We start from the raw sequence: 25,014 nt of genomic DNA on the forward strand, positions 1-25,014 counted from the left end.
CGTGCCCAGCGCGAACGTCCTGGAGCGCGCCTCGCCCGGCCCCAGCAGCTCGTACAGGTTGGGGACCGAACCGTTGTGCAGGAACGGACCCGTCGCCCACACGCCGTGCAGCGGGCGCGCCTTGTAGCCGCAGGTCTCGCGCACCTCGTTCTTGCGGCCCCAGCCGTCCATCTCCTCGCGTTGCGCCTTGGTGAGCTTGAGGTTGTCGTACTGCTGGTCCTTGATCTTCTCGGTCACCAGCTTCAGGCCGGCGGCCGGCGTCACCGGGCCGAGCACGCCCAGCTTCGAGCCGTCCAGCTTCGTGGTGTTGAAGTTGTTCACCTCGGTCGGATCGGTGCCGATGGTGGGCAGCGGGATGACCGGGGTGTGCCACTCCTGCGGCTTGGTGTCGGCGATCGGCTTCACCTCGTGGCAACTGGCGCACAGCTCGCCGAACAGGGCGCGGCCCTGCGCGGCCTTGGTCCGGTCGATGTTGCCCAGCACCGCCTCCGGCCACGCCGGCGGGCGCAGCGTCTCCAGCTGCTTCTCGATGGCGTGGATGTCCTGGACCCGCACCGACGACTGCCAGCGCAGGTTCGGCGGGTTGGGCTGGCCGAACGGGTTGACGAAGTTGGTCAGCGCGTGCACGCCCAGCGCCTCGCCCACGTTGCGCACCATCGGCTGGCGGACCGAGGCGTTGTACTGCACCCAGTCGAAGTACCAGATGTCCCAGACGTGCGGGTAGCTGACCGGGGCGTTGGCCGGGCGGTTGTTCGTCACCTCCATCAGGTCGTCGGCGAACACCGTGTTGCCGATGCGGCCCAGCGCGTCGTTGCGGCCGAAGCCTTCCGGCGTCGGATAGAGGTGCATGCGGCTGTTGATGCCGGCAGCACCCAGCGCGGTGTCGGAGAAGTACTTCAGCTGCTTGCGCACCGCCTCCTTGCCCTCGGGGTAGCGGTCGCCCAGCAGGCGCTTAGCGAAGCGCTCGAACTTGTCGTCGGCGAGGTAGGTCAGCACGATCGATTCGGCCAGCACCGTGCGCAGCGTCGTCACGTCGTGCATGGCGGCACCGCCGTCGATGCGCACGGCCGTGCCCTTGTAGTTGACCTGCCCGGTGTGGCAGGCGGCGCAAGTGAAGCCGACGTACTGCTCGGAGATCGAATCGTCCTGGAACAGCGCCCAGCCGACCGGCAGCTTGTTGGGGTTCAGCTTGCCGTCCGCCTTCAGGTCGTCGACTAGGAAGCGGAAGCGCCCCAGGTATTCCGACGAGGACAGCAGTTCCTGGCTCAGCGGCTGTTCCAGCGCCATGAACCACTTGGCCGGCATCGTCACCGTGCCTTGCGGCGTGTAGTAGTAGAACTGCCGCTGCTGGTCGGTCCAGCCCTGGTCCAGATAGACCACCCGGTTGACCGGTTCCGGCTTCGGCGGCTGCGGCACGATGGCGGCGCAGCCGGCGCCGAGCAGCGTGGCCGCGGCGGCCAGCATCACTCCCCTCAGACGCATGTCGTAGATCCCCTTGCTTCCCCCGACGGAGCGGGAACGCAGGCGTTCCCGCGCGCTGCCACCCACGGGTGACGCGCGCGACGAACCTACACGCCGGACGCGGCGGCCGTCAGCAGGTTTTGTCTTTCTGTCCTGTAATAATACTCACGTATGACATGTCACAAATCGTTGCATTCTGAATGATGACTGTTGCGCCGCGTCGATTATGATGACTAGCCTTGCCCCGTCAAATCTCGACGGGAGGGGAACGATGTCGTTTCTTCAGCAGTACGATGCCGCTCCGGCGGACCAGAAGGCCAAGCTGCTGTTCTATTGGGTCCAGACGAACCCGCAGGCGCTGTTCGCCGAACTGCGCGCGAACCGGCCGATCCTGGTGACGCCGCCGCCCGGCCCGGTCCTGCTGACCCTGTTCGCCGACGTGCAGGAGGTGCTGTCGCGCAACGCCACCTTCACCGTGCGCCCCTACGCGCCCAAGATGGACCCGGCGGTCGGCCCCTACATGCTGGCGCGCGACGACACCGTCTACAACCAGCGCGACAAGTCGGTCATGCGCGCCCTGCTGCGCCAGGACGACATGCCGGCCGTCGCCGCCATGGCCGCCCGCCGTGCCGCCGAGGCGGTGGGCGAGGTCGCCAGGTCCGGCCGGATCGAGGTGGTGAGCCAGCTGTCCCGCCGCGTGCCGATCGAAGTGGTGGGCGAGCACTTCGGCTTCCCCGGCCCCGACCTCGCCACCATGATGCGCTGGTCGAAGGCCACGCAGCACGACATGTTCCACAACCTCACCAACGACCCCAAGGTGCACCAGGATTCGGTGCAGGCGGGTGCGGAGATGCGCGCCTACCTGGGCCGGCTGATCCCGGCGCGGCGTCAGGCGTTGGCCCAGGTGCCGGCCGACGACACGCTGTCGCGCATGCTGCTCACCCACTTCCCGGAGGTGATCGGCTTCGACGACGAGCGGATCGTGTCGAACACCATGGGCCTGCTGGTGGGAGCGGTGGAGACGACCTCGGCCGCGGTGGTCCAGCTCCTCGACCAGCTGCTCGACCGGCCGGACGTGCTGGCCAAGGCGGTGGCCGCCGCCAAGGCGAACGACGACGCCACCGTCGCCGCCTACTGCTGGGAGGCGCTGCGCTTCAACCCGATCAACCCGTTCATCGTGCGCCTGGGGGTGGCCGACTACACGGTGGCGGCCGGCACGCCGCGCGCCACCACCATCAAGGCGGGCACGCTGGTCCTGGCCTCCAACGCCTCGGCCATGATGGACGCGGCGCAGGTGCCGGACCCGGAGGCCTTCACGCCGGGCCGCCCCGACTACCACTACATGCACTTCGGTTACGGCGCGCACACCTGCCTGGGCGATCAGGTCAGCCTGGCCCAGGTGTCGCAGATGGTGAAGGCGCTGCTGCTGAAGCCCGGCCTGAAGCGCGCGCCGGGCAGCGACGGTCGGCCGGATTTCCAGGACGGCCCGTTCCCGGAGCGCTTCGTCCTGCAGTTCGACGCCTGACCCGGTGCCGGCTTTCCGGCTTCAGCCGGAAGCGGACCATGGCCCCTTCCCCTTGAATGGGGGAGGGGCCTCATCCGTTGTGGGGCGGCGGCGGCTGAGCGGCTTCGACGTGACGCTCCCTTCCGCGCACCTGTGACTGTCACGCTCCGGCTTCGCCGGGCGCGTTCGAAAATAAGCGGATCGGGGAAATTGGGAAGGGGCAGATTTGAACTAAGTTGCGGCGCCGTGCTTACACGGCCGCGCCCGGGCCGTGACATTTCATATGCGAACCTTCGATCGTTCGGTACTTACGGCCACGCTACAGGTTCTCTTTTTGTTCTTGAATCGTGCGAGAAAGCAGCCATATTTAGGCTCCGGCTTATGGTTAATGCCGGGACTGCTGCAAATGCGCAGGGGCGGCGCGGGGCATGGCGATCAGCGAGGATCAGAGGGCTTTGCGGGCCGGCCGGCTCGGTTCGTCCGACGCCGCGCGGGTGATGGCGGGCGACTGGCTGGCGCTGTGGCGCGAAAAGACCGGGCGGGCCGAGCCGCCGAACCTCGACCTCGTCGCGGCGGTGCAGATCGGCATCGCCACCGAGCACCTGCATCCGCGCTTCGTCGAACACGCCACCGGCGTTCCGTGCGTTCCCGCCGGCGAGACCCGCGTGCACGCGGACCACGACTGGCTGGTGGCGCACCCTGATTTCTACACGTGGGACGATGTGCCGGGGGACGATGTGCAGATGGGGAGCCCCGACGTGATCGTCGAGGCGAAATTTTCCGGCGGCTTCCAGTCCGACGCGGAACTGGCGCAGCGCTATCACTGGCAGCTGCAGCACCAGTTCCTGGTCACCGGGATGGAGCGCGGCCTGCTGTCGATCCTGCGCCCGAACGGCCACGCGCTGGTGCGCACGGGGCGGGTGGAGGCGGACTGCGACCGGCTGCTGGCGACGGCGCAAGCCTTCTGGTGGCACGTTGCCAACGACGTGGAGCCGTGCGACCCGCTGCCGGTGGAGGCACCGGCGCTGGAGGCGCTGCGCGTGGTCGACATGACGCGGCACAACCGCTTCGTGGCCTTGGCCGCGGTGCTGGTGGAGCAGCGGCCGGCGACGCTGGCTGCGCGCGAGGCGGAGACGGCGCTGAAGGCGCTGATGCCCGAGGATGCGCGGCTTGCCTTCGCCGGCGGGCTTTTCCTCGCGCGCGACCGCGAGGGGCGACTCAGTCTGCGCTACGGCGAACCGCCGCGGCGCGCGCTCGAACGGGCCGAGCCGTGGACGCCCGTCTCCTCTGACCCGAGCCTGTCCGCCATCCTGGACCATTACGAAGCCAGGGCGGGTTGGGGTGAGGGGAGTGAAAAAACGCTAGTCTGGAAGGACTTCACCGATGGGACGCATGAGCAAGACGGACACCGTCGCCGAGGCCGAGAAGGTTGAGACCAAGACCGATGCTCCCCAAGCAGGGACCGGCCATGCCGAGGTGAAGGTGGGCGCCGCCGCGCGCCGCGTCGACAACCTAAACCTGTGGAACCAGCTGAAGCGGACGGACCCGAAGGCGACCAAGCCCTTTACCCGCGGCGGCGGCTTCCGCGGCACGCAGATCGATCCGACGTGGCGCCTGCAGATGATGACCGAGGCGTTCGGCCCGGTCGGCAAGGGCTGGGGCTACGAGCAGGTCGACTGGACCATCGCCGAGCGCATGGTCTTCATCTGCGCGCGCGTCTGGTACCTGGACCCGGAGACGGGCGAGAAGTGCTGGACCGGCCCGCAGTGGGGCGGCACCGAGATGGTGCGCCGGCGCAACGGCATCGAGGCGCCGGACGACGAGTGCTTCAAGATGTCGATGACCGACGCGGTGGGCAAATGCCTGCTCCAGCTCGGCCTCGCCGCCGACATCTACATGGGGCAGTTCGACGATTCCAAGTACCGGGAGGAGTCGGAGGCCTACTACGCCGCCAAGGCCAACCCCGACCTGCAGCCGGCCGCCATCGAGGCGTTCGAGGCGGAGGTCAAGCGCCGGCTGGGCGCCTGCCTCGACCTCGACGACCTGGAGGAGGTCTGGCGGGCCGGCGTCGGCAACCGCCTGCGGGAGATCGGCACCATCGACCGCGCCGCGCAGCACCGCATCACCGGGCTGTTCGCGCAGAAGAAGGCCGAGATCCTGAAGCGCGAGGAGGGGGACGGCCGCGAGGCCGCCTGACGGCATGACCGGCGAACGCTCCCCCAGCGGCCTGTACCGCATGAGCGCGTGGGAGGGCGAGATGGAGCGCACGCACCCGCGGCTGCCCGCCTGGTACTGGCGGGAGGCCGACCGGCGGCGCGCCTTCGCCCGCTGGGTGGAGGCGGAGGCCGGGTCCATGGCGCTCCAGCTCGGCCGGCTGCTGCGCCCGGACACCGCGCCGGACACCGCCGGGACCACCCGGGCGATGATCGACCTTCTGGCCCGCGACGCCGATTGGGGGCGCCGCGCGGCCGAGCGGTCCTACGAGGAGGCTGCCTGACATGAGAGGACGCAAAGCGATGACCATCGAGGAGGTCCAGGCCCGGATCCGCGCGGCGCACGCGCGCATCGGGCACGAGGGCCGCTTCGCCCTCACCCTCACCCTGAACGGGGCCGAGGACTGCTACATCACCCACTGGTACCGCCCCGACCCGCACGCCTTCGAGGACTGCCGGGCGGTGGGGTCGGGCACCATCAAGGAGTGTCTGGCCGCGCTCGACCGCTACGCCGCCGCCTACCGCCGCCGGCCGACCCAGGAAGAGGTCGGCCGAACCCTCGGCATCGTGCCCGACGCGCCGGAGCCGCCGCGCTTCCTGATCGCGGCGGAATGACGCCTCGCCGTCTCCATCCTGCCCCCGTCCGGCGATCCGGGCGGGGGTTTCTTTTTGCTTTCCGCGGCGCCGGATCCGGTGCATGAACCCGGTCCCATGGACCCTGTCGCCCATCATGTTTCCGCCGCCCGCACCCTGATCGCCTCCGCCCGCACGGGGCGGCGGGAGCACGCGCGCATCGTCGGCCACCTGCGGCAGGCGCTGGTGCAGGACCCGGCCGACGCCGACGCGCTGCTGCACCTCGCCAAGGCCTGCCTGCTGGCGAACGATGTCTACCGCGCCGTGCACATCCTGGAGACGGTGGCGGCGCTGGCGCCCGACCAGCAGGGATTGCCGGAGGCGCTGTCCGGCGCCTACCGCCGCGACGCGCGGTACGAGGACGCCGTGCGGGTGGCCGGGGCGGCGCTGGCGCGCGGGCGGGGCAGCCGGGCCGACCTGCTGTACGACGCGGCGCTGAGCCATGCCTACCTGGGGGACGCGGAGGCCGCGCTGGCGGTGTACGACACCATGCTCGCCGAAGACGAGGAGCACGCCGCCGCGTGGTTCGGCAGCCACGCCCCGGCGCTGGAGCTGTTCGGGGTGGAGGAGGCGCTGCGGCGGCTGCGCCGGGCGGTGGGCTGCACGGGGGCCAACGGCAAGTACTGGGCCTTCCTGTGCGCCTACCTGCGGCTGCTGGGGAGGGAGGAGGAGGCCCGGACGATCTTCGATGAGCGGCTGGCGGAGCATCCCAGGCGCCGGCCGGTGGCCGACGCGGTGGCGGCGATCCTGCCGGATCTGGCGCCGGACGCGCGGCTGTTCGGGCTGAGCGCGCCGCTGCTGTCCTTCGCGCTGGGCGAAGCCACGCTGCCGGGGCTGGTGCTGGAGTTCGGCGTGCGGCGCGGCACGTCCATCAACCGCATCGCCGCGCAGGCGGGGCAGGCGGTGCACGGCTTCGACTCCTTCGAAGGGCTGCCGGAAGCGTGGGGGACGCAGCCGCGCGGCGTGCTGACCACCGGCCGCGAACTGCCGCCGGTGCGGGAGAACGTCGTGCTGCACGCCGGCTGGTTCGAGGACACGCTGCCGGCCTTCCTGGCCGCGCACGCGGGGCCGGTGCGCTTCGTCAACGTGGACAGCGACCTGTATTCGTCGGCGCGCACGGTGCTGACCGGGCTGGCGCCGCGCATCCGGCCGGGCAGCGTGCTGGTCTTCGACGAGTTCATCGGCAACCGCACCTGGAAGGACGACGAATACCGCGCCTTCCACGAGTTCGCGGCCGAGAACGCCGTGCGGTTCGAGATCGTCGCGGTGGCGCCGTACACGAAGCAGGTGGCGATCCGCATCACGGGAATGGGCGCATAAGATCCCTTCTCCGGCGGCGCGCCGTAGGTTGGGTTGAGCGGCAGCGAAAACCCAACATGGTCTGCATTGCAGACGCGTTGGGTTTTGCGGCTGACGCCTCAACCCAACCGACGGGGCGACGTCCTCTTGCAAACTCAAACTCCCGCGCTCAATATAAGAGATATCTAAAATATGGCGGGGGTTGAGCATGACGGCGCATGCGGCGACGCAGAGCGGGGCGGCTTCGGCGGCGTGGCTGGTGCACGTGCCGGTGCCGCTGTTCGCCACGGTGATGGGCCTGGGCGGGCTGGGGCTGGCGTGGCGCCGGGCGCACGAGACGCTGGGCCTGCCGTCCGCCGTCGGCGAGGCCGTGCTGGCGCTGGCGGCGGTCGCCTTCGTGGCGGTCGCCGGGCTGTACCTGTCCAAGGCGCTGCGCCACCCGGCGGCGGTGAAGGCGGAGTTCGCGCACCCCGTGCGCAGCAACTTCTTCCCCACCATCTCCATCGGCCTGATGATCCTGGCCGGGGCGGCGCTTCCCTACGCGCCGAAGGTGGCGGAGGTGGTATGGCTGTTCGCGGCGGCGCTGCACCTGACCTTCGCCGTCACGCTGATGGGCCGATGGATCGGCCGGCCGCACGAGTTGCAAACCTTCAACCCGGCGTGGTTCATCCCGGTGGTCGGCAACGTGCTGGCGCCGCTCGTGGGCGTGCGGCTGGGGTATGTCGAGTTGTCGTGGTTCTTCTTCGCGGTCGGCGTGGTGTTCTGGCTGGCGCTGCTGCCGGTGCTGCTGTACCGCGTAATCTTCCACGACATGGTGCCGGCGCGCCTGGTGCCGACGCTGTTCATCTTCCTGGCGCCGCCGGCCGTGGGTTTCCTGTCGTACATGCAACTGAACGGCGGGGTGCTGGACGCGGCGGCGCGGGTGCTGTTCTTCACGGCGCTGTTCACGGCACTGCTGCTGGTGCGGCTGGCGCCGATGTTCCTGAAGGTGCCGTTCGCCGTGTCCTGGTGGGCCTTCACCTTCCCGTCCGCCGCCACGGCGGTGGCGGGGCTTACCTATCACCACGCGCTGGGCCATCACGCGCTGGGCGGCGGCGCCGCGTCCGCCACGCTGGCCGGCGTGCTGCTGGCGGCGGCCACGGTGATCGTCACGCTGGTGACGCTGCGCACGCTGAAGGCGCTCGCCGAGCGGGCGCTGTTCGTTCCGGAATGAGGAGGGTTCCGCCATGCACGTCGTCTGCCCCCATTGCGACACCATCAACCGCGTGCCCGCGGAAAAGCAGGAACGCGGCGGCAAGTGCGGCCAGTGCGGCCAGCCGCTGTTCGACGGCCACCCGGTGGCGCTGACGGGTGAGCGCTTCGCCATCCACGCCGAGAAGGGCGATCTGCCGCTGCTGATCGACTTCTGGGCGGAATGGTGCGGACCGTGCCGCATGATGGCCGCGGCCTTCGCCCAGGCCGCCGGCGAACTGGAACCGCACGTGCGGCTGGTGAAGGTGAACACCGACGAGGAGCAGCGGCTGGCCGGCGCCTTCGGCATCCGCAGCATCCCGACCCTGGTGCTCGTCCACAAGGGGCGGGAGGTGGCGCGCACCAGCGGCGCCATGCCGGCGACGGCGCTGGTCGCCTGGACGCGACAGCATCTCGGCGGTTGAGCCCGGTATCAAAGGTTGCATTTTCGCGCGTATCCGTGATGACGTCTCCGAGCCGGCGTGCCAGGGCGCGCCGGCTCCGGTCGTTTGAAGGGAGAAGAGCGCGGCATGCCGACCATCACGGGAATCCAGTACATCGACACGTTGCTGGAGGGCGCCGACGTCCGGCTGAATGCCGGAAGTCCGGTGGGCACGCCGGTTCGCATCACCTACGACTTCCCCAACACGCCGCCGGTCACGGCGGAAGAGTACGACCGCGACGGCTTCGCGCCGATGACGGACGCCATGAAGGAGGCGGTGCGCCAGGGCCTGCAGGCCTGGGCCGACGTCGCCAACGTCAGCTTCCAGGAGGTGCCGTTCGCCGGCCGCTTCCACTTCGCCAGCAACGACCAGGGCATGGACTCGGCCGGCTACGCCTACCTGCCGTTCGCGGATTCGCCGCAGGCCGGAAGCATGTACCTGAACAACTCCTGGCCGGTCATGCAGGTCTACACGCCGGGCACCTATCCCTATACCGCCACGGTGCACGAGATCGGCCACCTGCTGGGCCTGCGCCATCCCGGCGACTACAACGGGTCGCAGTCGGGCGGGCAGGGGCCCGGGCCGTTCCTGCCGGCGGGGCAGGACAACCAGGGCTTTGCCATCATGGCCTACGCCCCGCCCGAGAACGGGATGCAGGCGCAGACGCCGATGGTCTACGACATCGCTGCGGCGCAGTACCTGTACGGCGCCAACATGGCGACGCGCACCGGCAACGACACCTATGCCTTCACCGATCAGCCCAAGCTCCAGGCGGTGTGGGACGCCGGCGGCACCGACACGCTGGACGCCTCCGCCATGGTGCAGGCCGTGACCTTCCGGATGGACGCTGGCGCCTACAGCGACGTGGGCGCCGTGCAGAACTTCGGCATCGCCTACAACGTCACCATCGAGAACGCGCGCGGCGGGGCCGGCGGCGACACGATCCAGGGCAACGCCGCGGCCAACACGCTGACCGGCAACGCGGGGAACGACACGCTGTCGGGCGGCGACGGCAACGACGTGCTGTACGGCAACCTGGGGGTGGACGACCTGTTCGGCGGGGCGGACGACGACACGCTGTTCGGCGGCCAGGGGAACGACAGCCTGAACGGCGGGACGGGCAACGACGTCATCTACGGCAACCTCGGCAACGACCACGTCTACGACAACTTCGGCGCCGACACGCTGTACGGCGGCCTGGGCGACGACACGCTGCTGGGCGGGCGCCGGGACGATCTGGTCGTCGGCGGCCAGGGCGACGACTGGCTGTGCGGCGACGGCTTCGGCGCGGAGAACGGCATCGCCGGCAACGACACGCTGACCGGCGGGATGGGGGCCGACACCTTCGCCTTCGGCTTCGTCGGCGGCGACGACCGGGTCACCGACTTCAACGGCGCGGAGGGCGACCGTATCCGGCTGGAGACCGGCGCCACCTGGACGCTGTCCGCCGATGCCGACGGCGACGCGGTGCTGACGCTCAGCTCGCTGGGCACGGTGACGCTGGCGGGCGTCAAGGCGGCGGCCTTCCAGGCCGGCTGGATCCTGGCGGCCTGAGAGGAGGACAAGGGCATGGCGACCATCACCGGCATCCGCACCATCGACGCGCTGCTCTTCGGCCCGGGCGAGCGGCTGAACTACCCGAACGTCCCCGGTTCGCCGGTGACGGTCACCTACAGCTTCCTGGAGGCCGGTGCCCAGATCCCGGCCGGCCACCCCGGCGGCTTCGCGCCCATGTCGGAGGCCATCCGCGGCGGCATGCGGCGCGCCATGGATGCGTGGGAGGAGGTGTGCAACATCCGCTTCGTCGAGGTCGCGTCGGGCGGGACGCTGCGCTACGGCACCAACAACCAGACCGACGAGAGCACCGGCTACGTCACCGAGCCGCTGCCGGGGCAGGCACCCTACTACCTGTTCCTCAACAACGCCTCCACGGGGCTGGAAGACCAGTCGGACGGCAGCTGGGGCTATTTCGCCTCGCTGCACGAGCTGGGGCACCTGCTGGGGCTGAAGCACCCCGGCGACTACAACGGCGCCACCACCGGCGGCGTGTTCGACGGCCCGTACCTGCCGGTGACGGAGGACACGGAGACCTATTCGGTGATGGCCTACGCGCCGTCCGCGTCCGGTTTGGTGCCGGTGACGCCGATGGTCTACGACATCGCCGCCGTGCAGTACCTGTACGGCGCCAACCTGACGACGCGCACGGGTGACGACGTCTACAGCGTCACCGATGCGCCGTTGATGCGGACGATCTGGGATGCCTACGGCACCGATGCGATCGACGCCGAGGACGTCACCGGCGACGCGCTGATCGACCTGAACGCCGGGGCCTACAGCGACATCGGCGTTCCGTACAGCCTGGCCATCGCCGACGGCGTCACCATCGAGAACGCGGTGGGTGGATCGGGCGACGACACCATCCGCGGCAACGGCGCCGCCAACGAACTGCACGGCGGGATGGGGAGCGATTCGCTGCTCGGCGCGGCGGGGACGGACGTGCTGTACGGCAACCAGGGCGGCGACGCGCTGCTGGCGGGCGACGGCAACGACACGCTGTTCGGCGGCCAGGGCGGCGACGCGGTGAGCGGCGACGCCGGCGAGGACCTGCTGTACGGCAACCTGGGCAACGACAGCCTGAACGGCGGCCTGGGCAACGACATGATCTTCGGCGGGCAGGGCGACGACGTCGTCTACGACCCGACCGGCAATGACAGCATCCTGGGCGGTGTGGGCAACGACACGCTGGTCGGCGGGCGTGGCAACGACATCATCGATGGCGGGGCCGGCGACGACGTTCTGGCCGGCGACGGCCACGCCGGGCTGGCGGGCATCTACGGCGCCGACACCTTGATCGGGGGCGCCGGGGCGGACCGCTTCGCCTACGCCGTCATGCCCGGCCACGACGTGGTGGCCGACTTCAACGCCGCCGAGGGCGACCGCATCCAGGTGGCGCGCGGCCTCGCCTACACCGTGGACCGTGCGGCGGACGGATCGGCGATGCTGCGCTTTGGGGATTCGGGCGACGTGACGCTGCTGGGCGTGCCGGCCGCCAGTTTCCAGGCGGCGTGGGTGGTGGTGGGGTAGGTGTCTTGCGCCCTCCCCCAGCGGGGCTGGGGGAGGGCGATAATCCTACTTCTTGCCGGCCTTGGCGCGCGCGAAGGCCTCGGCGAAGGCGTTGTTGGCGAAGCTGGGTTCCGGCTTCTTCGGCGGCTGCGCCTTCGGCGCCGGCGCCTGGGCGCGGCGGTCGTCGCGGGGGCGTTCCTCGCGCGGGCGGTCGCCGCGCGGGGCGGGGCGGGCGGGCTGCTCGTCCATGCGCATGGTCAGCGCGATGCGCTTGCGCGGCAGGTCGACCTCCAGGACCTTCACCTTGACGATGTCGCCGGCCTTCACGACCGTGTGCGGGTCCTTCACGAAGCTGTTGGCGAGCTGCGAGATGTGCACCAGGCCGTCCTGGTGCACGCCCACGTCCACGAAGGCGCCGAAGGCGGTGACGTTGGTCACGACACCCTCCAGCACCATGCCGGGGACGAGGTCCTTCAGCTCGTTGACGCCTTCCTTGAACTCGGCGGTCTTGAACTCCGGACGGGGGTCGCGGCCGGGCTTCTCCAGCTCCTTCAGGATGTCCTCCACCGTCGGCACGCCGAAGCGCTCGTCGGTGAAGTCCTCGGCGTGCAGGGAGCGCAGGAAGCGCGCGTCGCCGATGAGGGAACCGAGGTCCTTGCCGGTCTTCTTGATGATCCGCTCGACCACCGGGTAGGCCTCCGGGTGGACGGAGGAGGCGTCCAGCGGCGTGTCGCCGTTGGGGATGCGCAGGAAGCCGGCGGCCTGCTCGAACGTCTTCGGCCCCAGGCGCGCCACGTCCAGCAACTGCTTGCGCGAGCGGAAGGCGCCGTTGCGGTCGCGGTGCTCGACGATGTTGCGGGCGATGGTCTCGTTGAGGCCCGAAACGCGGGTCAGCAGCGGGATGGAGGCGGTGTTGAGGTCGACGCCTACGGCGTTCACGCAGTCCTCCACCACCGCGTCCAGAGAGCGGGCGAGCTTCTGCGGGCCGACGTCGTGCTGGTACTGGCCGACGCCGATGGACTTCGGCTCGATCTTCACCAACTCCGCCAGCGGGTCCTGCAGGCGGCGCGCGATGGAGACGGCGCCGCGCAGGCTCACGTCCAGCTTGGGGAACTCCAGCGCCGCCGTCTCGGAGGCGGAGTACACGGATGCGCCGGCCTCCGACACCATGACCTTGGTGAGCTTCAGGTCCGGGTGGCGCTTCATCAGGTCGGAGGCCAGCTTGTCGGTCTCGCGGCTTGCCGTGCCGTTGCCGATGGCGATCAGCTCCGCCTTGTGGCGCGCGGCCAGCGCGGCGAGCACGGCGATGGAGCCGTCCCAGTCGTTGCGCGGCTCGTGCGGGTAGATGGTGGAGGTCTCCAGCAGCTTGCCGGTGGCGTCGATCACCGCGACCTTCACGCCGGTGCGGATGCCGGGGTCGAGGCCGATGGTGGCGCGCGGGCCGGCGGGGGCGGCCAGCAGCAGGTCGTGCAGGTTGCGGGCGAAGACGCGGATCGCCTCGTCCTCGGCGCGCTCACGGAGATCGCCCATCAGGTCGGTCTCGACGTGCGGGCCAATCTTCAGCTTCCAGGTCCAGCGCACCACGTCGGACAGCCACTTGTCGGCGGGACGGCCGGCAGCGCGGATGCCAGTGTGGGCGGCGATGGTGGCCTCGGCCGGGTGCTTCTCGTCCTCGGCCAGTTCCAGGTCGAGGCGCAGGTCGAGCACGCCCTGGGCGCGACCGCGGAACAGCGCCAGTGCGCGGTGCGATGGGACCTTCGACAGAGGTTCGGAGAAGTCGAAGTAGTCGGAGAACTTGGCGCCCTCGGCGCGCTTCTCCTCGATGACCTTGGAGAAGACCTTGCCCTTGTCGGCCATGGTGGCGCGCAGGCGGCCCACCAGCTCGGCGTCCTCGCCGAAGCGCTCGACCAGGATGTGGCGCGCACCGTCCAGCGCGGCCTTCACGTCGGCCACACCCTTTTCGGCATCGACGAAGGAGGCAGCCTCGGCCTCCGGCGCCTTGGACGGATCGGCGAGCAGGAGGTCGGCCAGCGGCTCCAGCCCGGCCTCGCGGGCGATCTGCGCCTTGGTGCGGCGCTTGGGCTTGTAGGGGAGGTAGAGGTCTTCCAGGCGGGTCTTGGTGTCGGCCTGCCGGAGTTGCTTTTCCAGCTCGGGCGTCAGCTTGCCCTGCTCCTGGACGGAGGCGAGGATGCTGGCGCGGCGGTCTTCCAGCTCGCGCAGGTAGCCGAGGCGCTCGTCCAGCGTGCGGAGCTGCGTGTCGTCCAGGCCGCCGGTGGCTTCCTTGCGGTAGCGGGCGATGAACGGCACCGTCGAGCCCTCGTCGAGCAGCTTGATGGTGGCGGCGACCTGGGCCTCGCGGACCTGAAGCTCGTCGGCGATGCGCTGGCTGATGGAAAGCATGGGCGTACCAGACTGGAGACGGGGAGGGCAGCCCGTATACCCCGAACCGGCCCCACGGGGCCAGTGGCGTTGTGGGATATGACGGGAAAACCAACGCAAGAAAGAGGTAGAAGGATACGCAAAAGTATAGCTAAAGAAAAAACTGCGGGAACCGTGCTCGCGTTCACAGCTTATTAACCATGATGGCGGCATTGTCCGCCTGCAACTTGGTTGCGTTTCCTCCCAAACCGAACGCCTCGGCGGCTCCCGGCCATCCCCGGTGAGCCGCTTTTTTTTGTTCGCTTTCCGAACAGGCCGGAGTCGCGCGAAGAAGCGCCTGTGACATAAATGGGGCATGAAAATACAGCGCCCCGCGTTAACCAAAAATTCAGGCTGGTGACCTACAACTGGTCCTGCAACTTGGTTGCGTTTCCTCCCAAACCTTACGAACGGTCCCCGGACATCCGGCGGGCCGTTTTTTTTGCCTCCACGCTTTGCTGGTATTGCCACCATTCGCGCGCAAAACGCCGCGCCCCGGACAGTCGGGCCGTTTTCCGCTTGCCTGCCGAAGTGGAAACATCGTTACCTAGAGCCCCGCCTTACTGAATGGTTTTCCGCCTTGGCTCTCGTCGTCTCGGCAATCGCCTTTCTTCTGCTCTTGGCGGTGGCAGGGGTCGCGACCGCGCGCCTGCCGCGTCTTCATGGGCTTGTCTACGCCGGTACCGGCGCCGTCTGTGCGCTGATCGTGCTGTGGAGCGGGCTGCGCCTCGCCGACGGGGGCGCCACGGCGGACATGGTGCTGCCGGTGGGCCTTCCCTGGATCTCCGCGCACCTGCGCGCCGACGCGCTGTCGGATGTCTTCCTTCTGGTGGTCAATCTGACGGGGGCCACCGCCTGCCTGTTCGGCTGGGGCTATGAGCGGGCACCCCACCACGGGCCGGCCGGCGGGCCGGTGCGGCCGCTGTTCCCGCTGTTCCTGGCCGGCATGAACCTGGTGCTGATCGCCGACGACGCTTTCACTTTTTTGGTGTCGTGGGAGTTCATGTCGCTGGCCTCCTGGCTGCTGGTGCTGTCCACGCACCGGGAGGCGGAGACGCCGCGCGCCGCGCGCGTCTACCTGATCATGGCGAGCTTCGGCACGATCTGCCTGCTGCTGGCCTTCGGCCTGCTGGCCGGGGCGCACGGCGACTACAGCTTCGACGCGGTGCGGTCCATCCAGGCGCCGGAATGGGCGGCGACGGCGGCGGTTCTGCTGGTGCTGGTGGGCGCGGGGTCGAAGGCCGGCATCGTGCCGCTGCACGTGTGGCTGCCGCTGGCGCACCCGGCGGCGCCCAGCCACGTGTCGGCGCTGATGTCCGGCGTGATGACCAAGGTAGCGCTGTATGCCATCATCCGCGTGCTGTTCGACCTGATCGGCGAGCCGGTGTGGTGGTGGGGCGGCGTCATGCTGGCCTTCGGCGCGGTCACCGCCGTGCTGGGCGTGCTCTACGCGCTGATGCAGGACGATCTGAAGAAGCTGCTGGCCTATTCGACGGTGGAGAACATCGGCGCCATCGTCATCGCGCTGGGTGCCGCGCTGCTGTTCAAGGCCAGCCACACGCCGGTGATCGCGGCGTTGGCGATGTCGGCGGCCCTGCTGCACGTGGTCAACCATTCGCTGTTCAAGAGCCTGCTGTTCTATGGCGCGGGTGCTGTGCTGACGGCGACGCACGGGCGCGATCTGGGCATCATGGGCGGCCTGATCCACCGGATGCCGACCACCGCCGTCATGATGCTGGTGGGGGCGGCGGCCATTTCCGCGCTGCCGCCGCTCAACGGCTTCGTGGGCGAGTGGATGCTGTTCCAGGCGATCCTCAACGGGCCGGCGCTGCCGCAGTGGTCGATGAAGATCCTGATCGCCGTGGTGGGCGCGCTGCTGGCGCTGGCGGCGGCGCTGGCGGCGGCGTGCTTCGTGCGCATGTACGGCACCGCGTTCCTGGGCCGGCCGCGCTCGGCCGCCGCGGCCGAGGCGCGGGAGGTCAACCTGGGCATGCGGCTGGGCATGGCGATCCCGTCGCTGCTGTGCGTGGTGATCGGCGTTCTGCCGACGCCGCTGATCCGCCTGTTCGAGCCGGCGACGCGGCTGACCGTGGACGCCGGGCCGTTCGACGACCGCGCCTACCAGCCGTGGCTGTGGCTGGCGCCGACCTCGGCGGTCGGGAATTCGTACAACGGGCTGATCATGCTGGTGGTGATCGGCATCCTGTCCATGGTGCTGGTGCTGCTGATCCATCGTGGGGCATCGGATCGCGTGCGCTGGTCGATCCCGTGGGGCTGCGGCTTCGCCGATCCGGACCCGCAGGCGGTGTCGCAGTACACCGCCTCCAGCTTCGGGCAGCCGATCCGCCGCGTCTTCGGCGCCACCGTGTTCCGCGCGCGCGACCATGTGGAGATGCCGGAGCCGGGCGACGTGCGGCCGGCGCGCTTCTCCGTCACCATGGTGGATCCGGCGTGGGCGCTGATCTTCACGCCGATCGCGCGCGCCGTGGGGTGGGTGGCGGACCGGGTCGACCATTTGCAGTTCCTGACCATCCGGCGCTACCTGACGCTGATGTTCCTGGCGTTGGTGGCGCTGCTGGTCATCGTGGCGGTGCTTCAGCGATGAGCGTGTTCTTGCAGATCGTCCAGATGGCGCTGGTGCTGGCGCTGGCGCCGCTGCTGACGGGGTTCGTGCGGTGGGTGAAGAGCCGGCTGCTGGGCCGGCGCGGGGCGCCGCCCTGGCAGCCCTACCGCGACATCGCCCGCCTGCTGCGCAAGGAGGTGGTGTTGGCCCGCAACGCCTCCTGGCTGTTCCGCGCCACGCCGTACATGATGTTCACCGCCATCTGGCTGGCCGCGGCGCTGGTGCCGACCTTCACCACGCAGCTGGCGCTGGCGCCCACGGCCGACCTAATCGCGCTGATAGCACTCCTGGGCTCCGCGCGCTTCTTCCTGGCGCTGGCGGGCATGGACATCGGCACCAGCTTCGGCGGGCTGGGCTCGTCGCGGGAGATGATGATCGCGGCGCTGGCGGAGCCGGCGATGCTGATGGTCGTCTTCTCCGTGGCGATCCTGGTGCGCACGACGTCGCTGGCGGAGATCGCGGATTTCATGATGTCCGGCGCGGTCGGCCTGCGCATCTCGCTGGCGCTGGCGCTGATCACGCTGATCATGGTGGCGATCGCCGAGAACGCCCGCATTCCCATCGACAACCCCGCCACGCACCTGGAGCTGACCATGGTGCACGAGGCGATGGTGCTGGAATACTCCGGCCGGCATCTGGCGCTGGTGGAGGGGGCGAGCATGCTGAAGCTGCTGCTCTACATGGCGCTGATCGCCTGCATCTTCGCGCCCTGGGGGATGGCGACGCCGGCCGCGGGCGGCGGGCCGTTCGTGCTGTGGGGCATGGCGACGTTCGTGGTCAAGCTGGCAGTGGGCGGCGTGCTGCTGGCCGTTTTCGAGACGTCCATCGCCAAGATGCGCGTCTTCCGCTACGGCGAGTTCCTGGGCGGTGCGCTGCTGCTGAGCCTCTTGGGGGCGATCTTCCTCTACGTGTCGCGGGGGGTGTGATGCACAACCTGGGCTATGACGCCGCGCACCTGCTGGGCGCCGTGGTGCTGCTGATGAGCTTCGCGCTGCTGTACCAGCGCCGGCTGTTCGCCCTGCTCAACGTCTTCACCGCGCAGGCGCTGGCGCTGGCGGCGGTGGCGGCGTGGCAGGGGTACATCCAGCACTCCCCGCACCTGTACGTCACGGCGCTGCTGACGCTGGGGCTGAAGGCGATCCTCATTCCCGTGGCGCTGCGGCGGATCATCGTCAAGCTGAACATCCACCGCGCGATCGAGCCGGCGCTGGGCATCGGCCTAACCATGGTGGCCGGCGTGTCGCTGGTGACGCTGTCGATCCTGCTGGTGCTGCCGGTGACCGAGGATTCGGCGGCGCTGACGCGCGAGGATCTGGCGCTGTCGCTGGGCGTGGTGCTGCTGGGCCTTCTGATGATGATCTCCCGGCGCAACGCGGTCAGCCAGGTGGTGGGCTTCATGTCCATCGAGAACGGGCTGATCCTGGCCGCCGTGGGCGTCGCCGGCATGCCGCTGGTGGTGGAGATGGCGGTCGCCTTCTCGGTCATGGTGGCCTTCATCATCTTCGGCATCTTCCTGTTCCACATCCGCGAGCGCTTCGACACGCTGGACATGCAGAAGATCGAATCCTTCCGGGGGGAAAGCCATTGAGCCCGGTCTTCGCCATCGTCGGCCTCCCCCTCGTCTCGGCGGCGCTGCTGGCGCTGGTGCCCAACTACAAGCTGGGGGCGTGGCTGAACTGCGCGGCGTCGGCGGCGACGCTGGCCGTGTCACTGCTGCTGTTCGCGGTGGAGCCGTCGGCCGACGGGCTGTTCGTGGTGGACGCGCTGAACATCTACCTGATCGTGCTGACGGCGTTCGTCGGGCTGACGACCAGCGTGTTCTCCGCCACCTACATCGGGCACGAGATCAAGGCCGGCAAGCTGAAGCCGCTGAACCTGCGCTTCTACCACGCCATGTATCAGGCGTTCATGTTCACCATGCTGCTGGCGTTGAGCGCCAACAACCTGGGCGTCATGTGGGTGGCGGTGGAGGGGGCGACGCTGACCACCGTGCTGATGGTCAGCCTCTACCGCACGGCGGAGAGCATCGAGGCGGCCTGGAAGTACTTCATCCTGTGCGGCGTCGGCATCGCGCTCGCCCTGTTCGGCACGATCCTCATGTACCTCGCGGCACAGCCCGTGATGGGGCCGGGCATGGCGGCGATGACGTGGACGGAGCTGCTGAAGAACGTCGCCGGCATCAACGCGGACATCCTGAACCTCGCCTTCGTCTTCCTGCTGGTCGGCTACGGCACCAAGGTGGGGCTGGCGCCGCTGCACGCGTGGCTGCCGGACGCACACGCGGAGGGGCCGACGCCCATTTCGGCGGTGCTGTCGGGGTTGCTGCTGAACGTGGCGCTGTACGCCGTGCTGCGCTTCAAGATGCTGCTGGCGGTGAACGGGGAGGCGCTGAGCCCCGGTCCGCTGATGATCTCCATGGGGCTGGCGTCGCTGCTGCTGGCCGGGTTCATGCTGTACCGGCGGCGGGACATCAAGCGGTTCTTCGCCTACAGCTCGATCGAGCACATGGGCATCATCACCTTCGCCTTCGGGATGGGCGGGCCGCTCGCCAACTTCGCGGGGCTGCTGCACATGGCGATGCACAGCCTGACCAAGTCGGCCATCTTCTACGCCGTCGGTCACGTGGCGCAGTCGCGCAACACGCAGGCCATCGACAGGATCCGCGGGTTGACGGTGAGCCATCCGGCGCTGGGCTGGGGGCTGCTGCTGGGCGTCGTCGCCATCGCCGGGCTGCCGCCCTTCGGCATCTTCATGAGCGAGTTCCTGCTGGTCACCTCGACCTTCGCGCGGGAGCCGCTGCTGGCGGTGCCGCTGACCATTGGCATCCTGATCGCCTTCGGCGCGCTGGTGCTGCGCGTGCAGCAGCTGTGCTTCGGCGAGCCGCCGGAAGACGCACAGCCGATCCACGGCTCCCTGGTGCCGCTGTACGCGCATCTGGGATTGGTGCTGGTGGCGGGGATCTGGCTGCCGGGGCCGCTGGTCGCGTGGTTCCAGACGGTCGCGGCCATTCTGGGTGGGTGAGGCATCCATGTACTTCGGCGACGAGCCGCTGACCGGCATCATCAACCGCTTCGGCACCCGCGTGGACGGGCACGGGCCCTGGCCGCGCTTCACCACCACGTCCGGCGGCTGGCGCACGCTGATCGAGACGCTGTCGGGCAACGCGTGGTCGCTGCTGGGCCTGTGGGGGGAGCCGGCGGCGGTGCACGCCGCCGTGCGCGAGGATCTGTCGGGCGAGGTCGCCGTGGTGTCGCTGGATTGCCCGGACGGCAAGTTCCTCTCCATGGGCCATGTGCGCCCCGGCGCCATCCGGCTGGAGCGCGCCATCCAGGACCTGTACGGGCTGAAGGCGGAGAAGAGCGTCGACCCGCGCCCCTGGCTGGACCACGACGCCTGGGGGATGACGCATCCGCTGGGGACACAGCCGGGCAAGCCGCGCAACGCGCCGCGGCCCTACCCGGTGCTGCCGGTGGAGGGCGAGGGGCTGCACCAGATCCCCGTCGGACCGGTGCACGCCGGCATCATCGAGCCCGGCCACTTCCGCTTCACCGCCAACGGCGAGACCGTGGTGCGGCTGGAGGAGCGGCTGGGCTACGTCCACAAGGGCATCGAGGGGCTGATGCGCGGCAAGCGGGTGGAGGAGGCCGCGAAGCTGGCCGCCCGGGTGTCGGGCGACAGCACGGTGGCGCACTCCCTGGCCTTCGCCCGCGCGGTGGAGGCGGCCATGGGCATCGTGGTGCCGCCGCGCGCCGTGTGGCTGCGGGCGCTGATGGCGGAGCTGGAGCGTATCGCCAACCACCTGGGCGACATCGGCGCGGTGTGCAACGACGCCGCCTTCGCCTTCATGCTGGCCGAGTTGAGCCAGCTGCGCGAGGCGGTGCTGCGCGCCTGCGACGCGGTGTTCGGCCACCGGCTGATGATGGACCGCGTGGTGCCCGGCGGCGTGGCCGTGGACATCGCCGAGCACGACCCGGCGCGCCTCCTGGGCCTGGTCGAGGAGCTGCGGCGCCGTTTCCCGCCGCTGGTCGCGGTGTACGAGAACAAGGCCAGCCTGCAGGACCGTACGGTGACCACGGGCTGCGTCAGCGCCCAGCTGGTCAAGCGCTTCGCGGCCGGCGGCTTCGTCGGCCGCGCGGCGGGGAGGGGACTGGACGCGCGGCGCAGCCCGGCCTACCCGCCCTACGACGACCTGGAGTTCGAGGTGCCGGTGCTGACCGACGGCGACGTCAACGCCCGCGTCTGGATCCGCATCAAGGAGGTCGAGCAGTCGCTTGGCCTCGTCGAGCAGATCGTCAAGCGCATGCCCGGCGTGCCCCGCAACGAGCGTGGCGAGACGCCGCTGCCCCGCGTGCCCGCCGAAGGGACGGCGGGGGAGGGGATGGCGCTGGTGGAAGGGTTCCGGGGGGAGATCCTGACCTGGGTGCGGATCGACGCCGACGGCACGGTGGACCGCTGCCACCCGCGCGACCCGTCGTGGTTCCAGTGGCCGCTCCTGGAGGCGGCGATCGAGGGCAACATCGTGGCCGACTTCCCGCTGTGCAACAAATCCTTCAACTGCTCCTATTCCGGGCACGACCTGTAGGGGGCCGGCGATGTTCAAGCACATCCTCAAGCACGTCACCGGCGGCCCGGTCACCGAGGCGGCCCCGGCGGCGTCCGAAGCGGCGCTGAAGGAACTGGCCGGCAAGGTCGACGCGGCGGCCCGCAAGCGCCTGGGCCGCAGCCTGTCGATCCGCGAGGTGGACGCCGGATCGTGCAACGCGTGCGAGCTGGAGATCCACGCGCTGAACAACCCCATCTACGACCTGGAGCGCTTCGGCATCCGCTTCGTCGCCTCGCCGCGCCACGCCGACGTGCTGCTGGTGACCGGCCCGGTGGCGAAGAACATGGCCGAGGCGCTGAAGCGCACCTGGGACGCCACGCCGGACCCCAAGTGGGTGGTCGCTTGCGGCGACTGCGCCATTGACGGCGGCGTCTTCAGGGACGGTTACGCCTGCACGGGCGGGGTGGACGCGGTGGTGCCGGTGGACCTGCGAATCCCCGGCTGCCCACCCCGCCCGGCCGAGCTGCTGGCCGGTCTGCTGGCGCTGCTGGAGACGAGTGCGAAGTAGGGGCTCCTACCGTCGCGTCAGCGCCTGCACCAGCTGCACGGAGCCGCGCTGGCGGCCCATGGCGAGGGCCGAGCGGCCTTCGGAGTCGGTGCGCAACGGGTCGGCGCCGTGTTCGACCAGCAGGCGGGCGACGCGCTCCTGGCCGGCGTTGGCGGCGTACATCAGCGCGGTCCAGCCCTGGGCGGTGGCGTGGTCGACCACGGCGCCGCGCGTCAGCAGGGCGCGCGCCACGGCGGCGTGGCCGCGGGCGGCGGCGGCCATCAGCGCGGTCTTGCCGTCGGCGTTGGCGGCGTTGATGTCGGCACCGGCGTCGGCCAACATGGCGACCACGTCGCCGTGGCCGTTGTAGGAGGCGTACATCAGCGCCGTGGCGCCGTCGCGCGAGCGCGGGTTCGGGCTGGCCCCGGCGGCCAGCAGGCGGCGGACGGCGGGGGCCAGCCCCTGTTCGGACGCCTGCATCAGCACGGTCTTGCCGTCGTCGAAGCGGTGGTTGGGGTTGGCGCCGGCCGCCAGCATCGCCTCCAGCCGGTCGGGCGCCTGGAGCAGGGCCAGCGTGTCGGCCGGGCCACCGAAGCCGGCGACGGTCGCGGTGTGGCCGGGCAGGTCGGGCTCCTTCGGGCCGGGCTGCGGGGTGTCGGCGCGGCGCGAGCGCTCCTCGGCGTCCTTCAGGCGGGCGCGCAGGTCGGCGTCGTCCGGGGTGACGAGCAGGGCGCGCTCGTAGAAGGAGCGGGCGTCGCCCCAGGCGCCGTCGCGCTCGGCCAGTGCCGCCCAGCGGCGGTAGGTGTCCACCATGGCGGCGATCAGCTGGGCGACCTCCGGCGCGTGCGGGGTCAGGTCGCGGATGCGCTGCACCGTCTCCAGCGCGTTGTCGCCGGGCGGGGTGGTCAGGCGCTTGCCGGCCATCTGGCGGCGCGCCTGCTCGACCAGGGCGCGCACGCGCTGCGGCGTCGTGTCGGCCTGCGGTGCCGGCTGCGGGATCGGGGCCGGAGGCGGCAGCATGGCCACCTCCACCGGCGGCGCGGGCATGGCCTCGGCGCGATGCTCGGGCGCCGGCTCGATGTACGTCGCGACGGGGCGCTCCTGGACGGGCGGCTCTCGGACGGGCGCCGGAGGAGGCGGCACCTGCGCGACCACCGGCGGTGGCGGCAGGAGCGGTGCCGCGGGGAGCGGCGGCAGGACCACGGGCGAAGGCGGCGGCGACGGCGGAGGTGGAGGCGGCTCCACCTTGGCCAGCAGCTCGGGTGCCGGGGCGGGCTTCGGCGTGGGCTGTGGCGGCTCGCTGTAGGCGGGTGGCGGCGCCTTTATGGGAAGCGGCGGCTCGACCGGCCGGGCCGTTTCGATGGGCGGCAGGGTGACCACGACGCGCGGCGGTTCCGGCCGGTTCAGCGACACCACCTCCGCCCTGTCCGACTCACCGCCGGCCAGCGACGCCACGCCGGAGCCGACGCTGTTCCAGGTGTTGCGGACGCCGGTCCAGGCCTGTCCGGCCAAGTCGCCGGCCCGCTCGCCGGTGTGGCCGAAGAAGGCCCGCGTCTGTTCCCAGGCCTGCGCGGTGACGGTCCTGGTGCGCTCCACGGCGGTGCGGGCGCCGGCACCCAAGGCTTCGGTCTGGCCGGGCGGCAGCGCCATGGTCACCGCCGTGCCCAGCGCCACGACCAGCACGGCGCCGGTGATCCAGGCGCCGGCCATCGCCTGCCGGCGCGTCGGCGCCCAATCCGTCATCCCCGCGGGGAGCATCGGCGGCAGCGCATCCTGCTCCTCGTCCGCGTCCACGTCCTCGTTCGCGGGCACGACGGCCTGTTCGGGCCAGCTCAGCGCGAAGACGGCGCCCAGGTCGCGCACGGCGGCCATGATCCCGGGCTGGGCGAGGTGGCGCTCCAGCTCCGGCGCGCCGCACAGCAGCACCTGGAGGAAACGGCCCTGCTCCGTCTCCGACCGGCTGAGGTCGGCGAGGTCGGCCAGCACGGCCGGGGACAGGACGTGCGCGTCGTCGATCGCCAGAACGCCGCTGCCGGCCATGTCCAGGCGGCTTTCCAGCTCCTCGATCAGCGTCTCGAAATCGTCGGGCATGGAGCCGAGCGCGGCGGCGCCGGCGCCGGCCATCAGGTCCTCCACCTGCATGGCGGGGCGTGCCGCCACCGGCAGGACGAGGGCGCCGTCGGCGGCCAGGTAGGTGGTCAACCGGGAGAACAGAAGCGAGCGGTCGCGGTTGGCGCCGCCCAGCAGGAACAGGAAGCGCTTGCGCCCGAGCAGCGCCAGGAGCAGCGCGTCGAACACCTCCTGATGGTCGGGGCGCAGGGCGGGCGGCGGAGCGGGCTGTGCCTTGCGGCCATTGCGGTTCATGGGCATGCCGGTGCGATTCCAACGGGTATCGGGTCAGAATCTAAGGCCTGGAGACGCCGGTTCGACGGTGCAAAGGGGAGGGGGGCAACCTCTTACGGGGAAAACGGGGCATCCGGGGTCTGGCCGGCGGCTTCGCCGGGCGATATAGCTGTGCCCGACCACGCCTCCCCTCCTAAGACCCCCCTCTCCAGGACGGCAGAGCCCAAGACGGCAGAGCCCAACACGGCGGAACCATGCGCATCGGCATCGACCTCGGCGGCACGAAGATCGCGGCCGTCGCCCTTGACGACGCGGGCGAGGAGCGCGCCCGCAAGCGCGTGGACACGCCGCGCGATTATGCCGGCACGCTGGCGGCGCTGGCCGGCGTGGTGGGCGCGCTGGACGGCGATGGCGCGGCCAGCGTCGGGCTCAGCCTGCCCGGCGTGGTGGACCCGGCGGCCGGCACTGTGCGGGCGGCGAACCTGCCCTGGCTGAACGGGCGGCTGCTGGCCGGCGACCTCGCCGCGGCGCTTGGCCGGCCGGTGCGGCTCGCCAACGACGCCAACTGCTTCGCCCTGTCGGAGGCGGTGGACGGTGCGGCGGCCGGTGCGGCGGTGGTGTTCGGCGTGGTGCTGGGCACCGGCGTCGGCGGCGGGCTGGTGGTGGACGGGCGCATCCTGAACGGCGCCAACGC

The 25,014-nt window shown here is 70.4% G+C and carries 20 protein-coding genes; 17 read left to right on the plus strand and 3 right to left on the minus strand.

Going from position 1 to position 25,014, the window contains the following annotated elements; translation table 11 throughout:
• Positions 1-1,482 (minus strand): di-heme-cytochrome C peroxidase (locus VED21_RS36215; protein ID WP_324890911.1); only part of this gene is annotated, 1,482 nt, incomplete at its 3' end.
• A gap of 250 nt (positions 1,483-1,732) precedes the next feature.
• Here VED21_RS36215 and VED21_RS36220 point away from each other — a divergent pair.
• The 10 genes from VED21_RS36220 to VED21_RS36265 all read left to right on the plus strand — a co-directional run bounded on the left by VED21_RS36220 (position 1,733) and on the right by VED21_RS36265 (position 11,867).
• Entirely contained in the window at positions 1,733-2,986 is a 1,254-nt protein-coding gene (locus VED21_RS36220) for a cytochrome P450 (RefSeq protein ID WP_324890913.1), read from the plus strand.
• 407 nt (positions 2,987-3,393) lie between these two features.
• Positions 3,394-4,398 (plus strand): YqaJ viral recombinase family protein, encoded by a 1,005-nt coding sequence (locus VED21_RS36225; RefSeq protein WP_324890915.1) that lies wholly within the window; start codon positions 3,394-3,396, stop codon positions 4,396-4,398.
• A complete protein-coding gene (locus VED21_RS36230; RefSeq protein WP_324890917.1) occupies positions 4,358-5,161 on the plus strand; it encodes a hypothetical protein in 804 nt (267 codons plus the stop codon). Before VED21_RS36225 ends, VED21_RS36230 begins: the two co-directional genes overlap by 41 nt.
• Positions 5,162-5,165: 4 nt before the next feature.
• Entirely contained in the window at positions 5,166-5,462 is a 297-nt protein-coding gene (locus tag VED21_RS36235; RefSeq protein WP_324890918.1) for a hypothetical protein, read from the plus strand.
• A gap of 1 nt (position 5,463) precedes the next feature.
• On the plus strand, positions 5,464-5,793 hold the full coding sequence (locus tag VED21_RS36240) for a hypothetical protein (RefSeq protein WP_324890920.1): 330 nt from the start codon (positions 5,464-5,466) through the stop codon (positions 5,791-5,793).
• A 96-nt stretch (positions 5,794-5,889) separates the two neighbouring features.
• Positions 5,890-7,131, plus strand: a complete 1,242-nt coding sequence (locus VED21_RS36245; protein WP_324890922.1) for a class I SAM-dependent methyltransferase — start codon at positions 5,890-5,892, stop codon at positions 7,129-7,131.
• A gap of 187 nt (positions 7,132-7,318) precedes the next feature.
• Positions 7,319-8,323: an SLAC1 anion channel family protein gene (locus VED21_RS36250; RefSeq protein WP_324890924.1), complete on the plus strand. Its 1,005-nt coding sequence runs from the start codon at positions 7,319-7,321 to the stop codon at positions 8,321-8,323.
• Positions 8,324-8,336: 13 nt separating this feature from the next.
• Complete coding sequence (gene trxC / locus VED21_RS36255; RefSeq protein ID WP_324890926.1) at positions 8,337-8,765, plus strand: thioredoxin TrxC; 429 nt, start codon at positions 8,337-8,339, stop codon at positions 8,763-8,765.
• Between the two features lie 105 nt (positions 8,766-8,870).
• Entirely contained in the window at positions 8,871-10,337 is a 1,467-nt protein-coding gene (locus VED21_RS36260; protein ID WP_324890928.1) for a M10 family metallopeptidase C-terminal domain-containing protein, read from the plus strand.
• Positions 10,338-10,352: 15 nt separating this feature from the next.
• Positions 10,353-11,867 (plus strand): M10 family metallopeptidase C-terminal domain-containing protein, encoded by a 1,515-nt coding sequence (locus tag VED21_RS36265; protein ID WP_324890930.1) that lies wholly within the window; start codon positions 10,353-10,355, stop codon positions 11,865-11,867.
• Positions 11,868-11,912: 45 nt separating this feature from the next.
• On the opposite strand, the gene VED21_RS36270 is transcribed toward VED21_RS36265, so the two are convergent.
• Positions 11,913-14,246, minus strand: coding sequence for a Tex family protein (locus tag VED21_RS36270; RefSeq protein WP_324890932.1), 2,334 nt, complete (start codon positions 14,244-14,246; stop codon positions 11,913-11,915).
• Between the two features lie 598 nt (positions 14,247-14,844).
• Here VED21_RS36270 and hyfB point away from each other — a divergent pair.
• From hyfB to VED21_RS36300, 6 genes are read left to right on the plus strand one after another with little or no spacing between them, the layout of a single operon-like run.
• Positions 14,845-16,869 (plus strand): hydrogenase 4 subunit B, encoded by a 2,025-nt coding sequence (gene hyfB / locus VED21_RS36275; RefSeq protein WP_324890934.1) that lies wholly within the window; start codon positions 14,845-14,847, stop codon positions 16,867-16,869.
• A complete protein-coding gene (locus VED21_RS36280) occupies positions 16,866-17,813 on the plus strand; it encodes a respiratory chain complex I subunit 1 family protein (RefSeq protein ID WP_324890936.1) in 948 nt (315 codons plus the stop codon). The genes hyfB and VED21_RS36280 overlap by 4 nt, the downstream gene beginning before the upstream one ends.
• Positions 17,813-18,475, plus strand: a complete 663-nt coding sequence (locus tag VED21_RS36285; protein ID WP_324890938.1) for a hydrogenase-4 component E — start codon at positions 17,813-17,815, stop codon at positions 18,473-18,475. The genes VED21_RS36280 and VED21_RS36285 overlap by 1 nt, the downstream gene beginning before the upstream one ends.
• Positions 18,472-19,908: a hydrogenase 4 subunit F gene (locus tag VED21_RS36290; RefSeq protein WP_324890939.1), complete on the plus strand. Its 1,437-nt coding sequence runs from the start codon at positions 18,472-18,474 to the stop codon at positions 19,906-19,908. The genes VED21_RS36285 and VED21_RS36290 overlap by 4 nt, the downstream gene beginning before the upstream one ends.
• Before the next feature lie 7 nt (positions 19,909-19,915).
• Positions 19,916-21,469 (plus strand): nickel-dependent hydrogenase large subunit, encoded by a 1,554-nt coding sequence (locus tag VED21_RS36295; protein ID WP_324890941.1) that lies wholly within the window; start codon positions 19,916-19,918, stop codon positions 21,467-21,469.
• 10 nt (positions 21,470-21,479) lie between these two features.
• Complete coding sequence (locus VED21_RS36300) at positions 21,480-21,998, plus strand: NADH-quinone oxidoreductase subunit B family protein (protein ID WP_324890943.1); 519 nt, start codon at positions 21,480-21,482, stop codon at positions 21,996-21,998.
• 6 nt (positions 21,999-22,004) lie between these two features.
• Here the strand turns inward: VED21_RS36300 and VED21_RS36305 are convergent, their stop codons facing one another.
• Positions 22,005-24,347: an ankyrin repeat domain-containing protein gene (locus VED21_RS36305; RefSeq protein WP_324890945.1), complete on the minus strand. Its 2,343-nt coding sequence runs from the start codon at positions 24,345-24,347 to the stop codon at positions 22,005-22,007.
• A gap of 227 nt (positions 24,348-24,574) precedes the next feature.
• On the opposite strand from VED21_RS36305, the gene VED21_RS36310 reads away from it, so the two are divergent.
• Positions 24,575-25,014: ROK family protein (locus tag VED21_RS36310; protein WP_324890947.1), on the plus strand; the 440-nt coding region annotated here is incomplete at its 3' end.

Source organism: Azospirillum sp. (assembly GCF_035627195.1).
Lineage (GTDB): Bacteria > Pseudomonadota > Alphaproteobacteria > Azospirillales > Azospirillaceae > Azospirillum.

Excerpts from the sequence above, each read along its gene's own strand:
- VED21_RS36220 (WP_324890913.1), top strand. The coding sequence starts at position 1,733 with ATGTCGTTTCTTCAGCAGTACGATGCCGCTCCGGCGGACCAGAAGGCC.
- VED21_RS36225 (WP_324890915.1), top strand. The coding sequence starts at position 3,394 with ATGGCGATCAGCGAGGATCAGAGGGCTTTGCGGGCCGGCCGGCTCGGT.
- VED21_RS36230 (WP_324890917.1), top strand. The coding sequence starts at position 4,358 with ATGAGCAAGACGGACACCGTCGCCGAGGCCGAGAAGGTTGAGACCAAG.
- VED21_RS36235 (WP_324890918.1), top strand. The coding sequence starts at position 5,166 with ATGACCGGCGAACGCTCCCCCAGCGGCCTGTACCGCATGAGCGCGTGG.
- VED21_RS36240 (WP_324890920.1), top strand. The coding sequence starts at position 5,464 with ATGAGAGGACGCAAAGCGATGACCATCGAGGAGGTCCAGGCCCGGATC.
- VED21_RS36245 (WP_324890922.1), top strand. The coding sequence starts at position 5,890 with ATGGACCCTGTCGCCCATCATGTTTCCGCCGCCCGCACCCTGATCGCC.
- VED21_RS36250 (WP_324890924.1), top strand. The coding sequence starts at position 7,319 with ATGACGGCGCATGCGGCGACGCAGAGCGGGGCGGCTTCGGCGGCGTGG.
- trxC (WP_324890926.1), top strand. The coding sequence starts at position 8,337 with ATGCACGTCGTCTGCCCCCATTGCGACACCATCAACCGCGTGCCCGCG.
- VED21_RS36260 (WP_324890928.1), top strand. The coding sequence starts at position 8,871 with ATGCCGACCATCACGGGAATCCAGTACATCGACACGTTGCTGGAGGGC.
- VED21_RS36265 (WP_324890930.1), top strand. The coding sequence starts at position 10,353 with ATGGCGACCATCACCGGCATCCGCACCATCGACGCGCTGCTCTTCGGC.
- VED21_RS36270 (WP_324890932.1), bottom strand. The coding sequence starts at position 14,246 with ATGCTTTCCATCAGCCAGCGCATCGCCGACGAGCTTCAGGTCCGCGAG.
- VED21_RS36280 (WP_324890936.1), top strand. The coding sequence starts at position 16,866 with ATGAGCGTGTTCTTGCAGATCGTCCAGATGGCGCTGGTGCTGGCGCTG.
- VED21_RS36285 (WP_324890938.1), top strand. The coding sequence starts at position 17,813 with ATGCACAACCTGGGCTATGACGCCGCGCACCTGCTGGGCGCCGTGGTG.
- VED21_RS36295 (WP_324890941.1), top strand. The coding sequence starts at position 19,916 with ATGTACTTCGGCGACGAGCCGCTGACCGGCATCATCAACCGCTTCGGC.
- VED21_RS36300 (WP_324890943.1), top strand. The coding sequence starts at position 21,480 with ATGTTCAAGCACATCCTCAAGCACGTCACCGGCGGCCCGGTCACCGAG.
- VED21_RS36305 (WP_324890945.1), bottom strand. The coding sequence starts at position 24,347 with ATGCCCATGAACCGCAATGGCCGCAAGGCACAGCCCGCTCCGCCGCCC.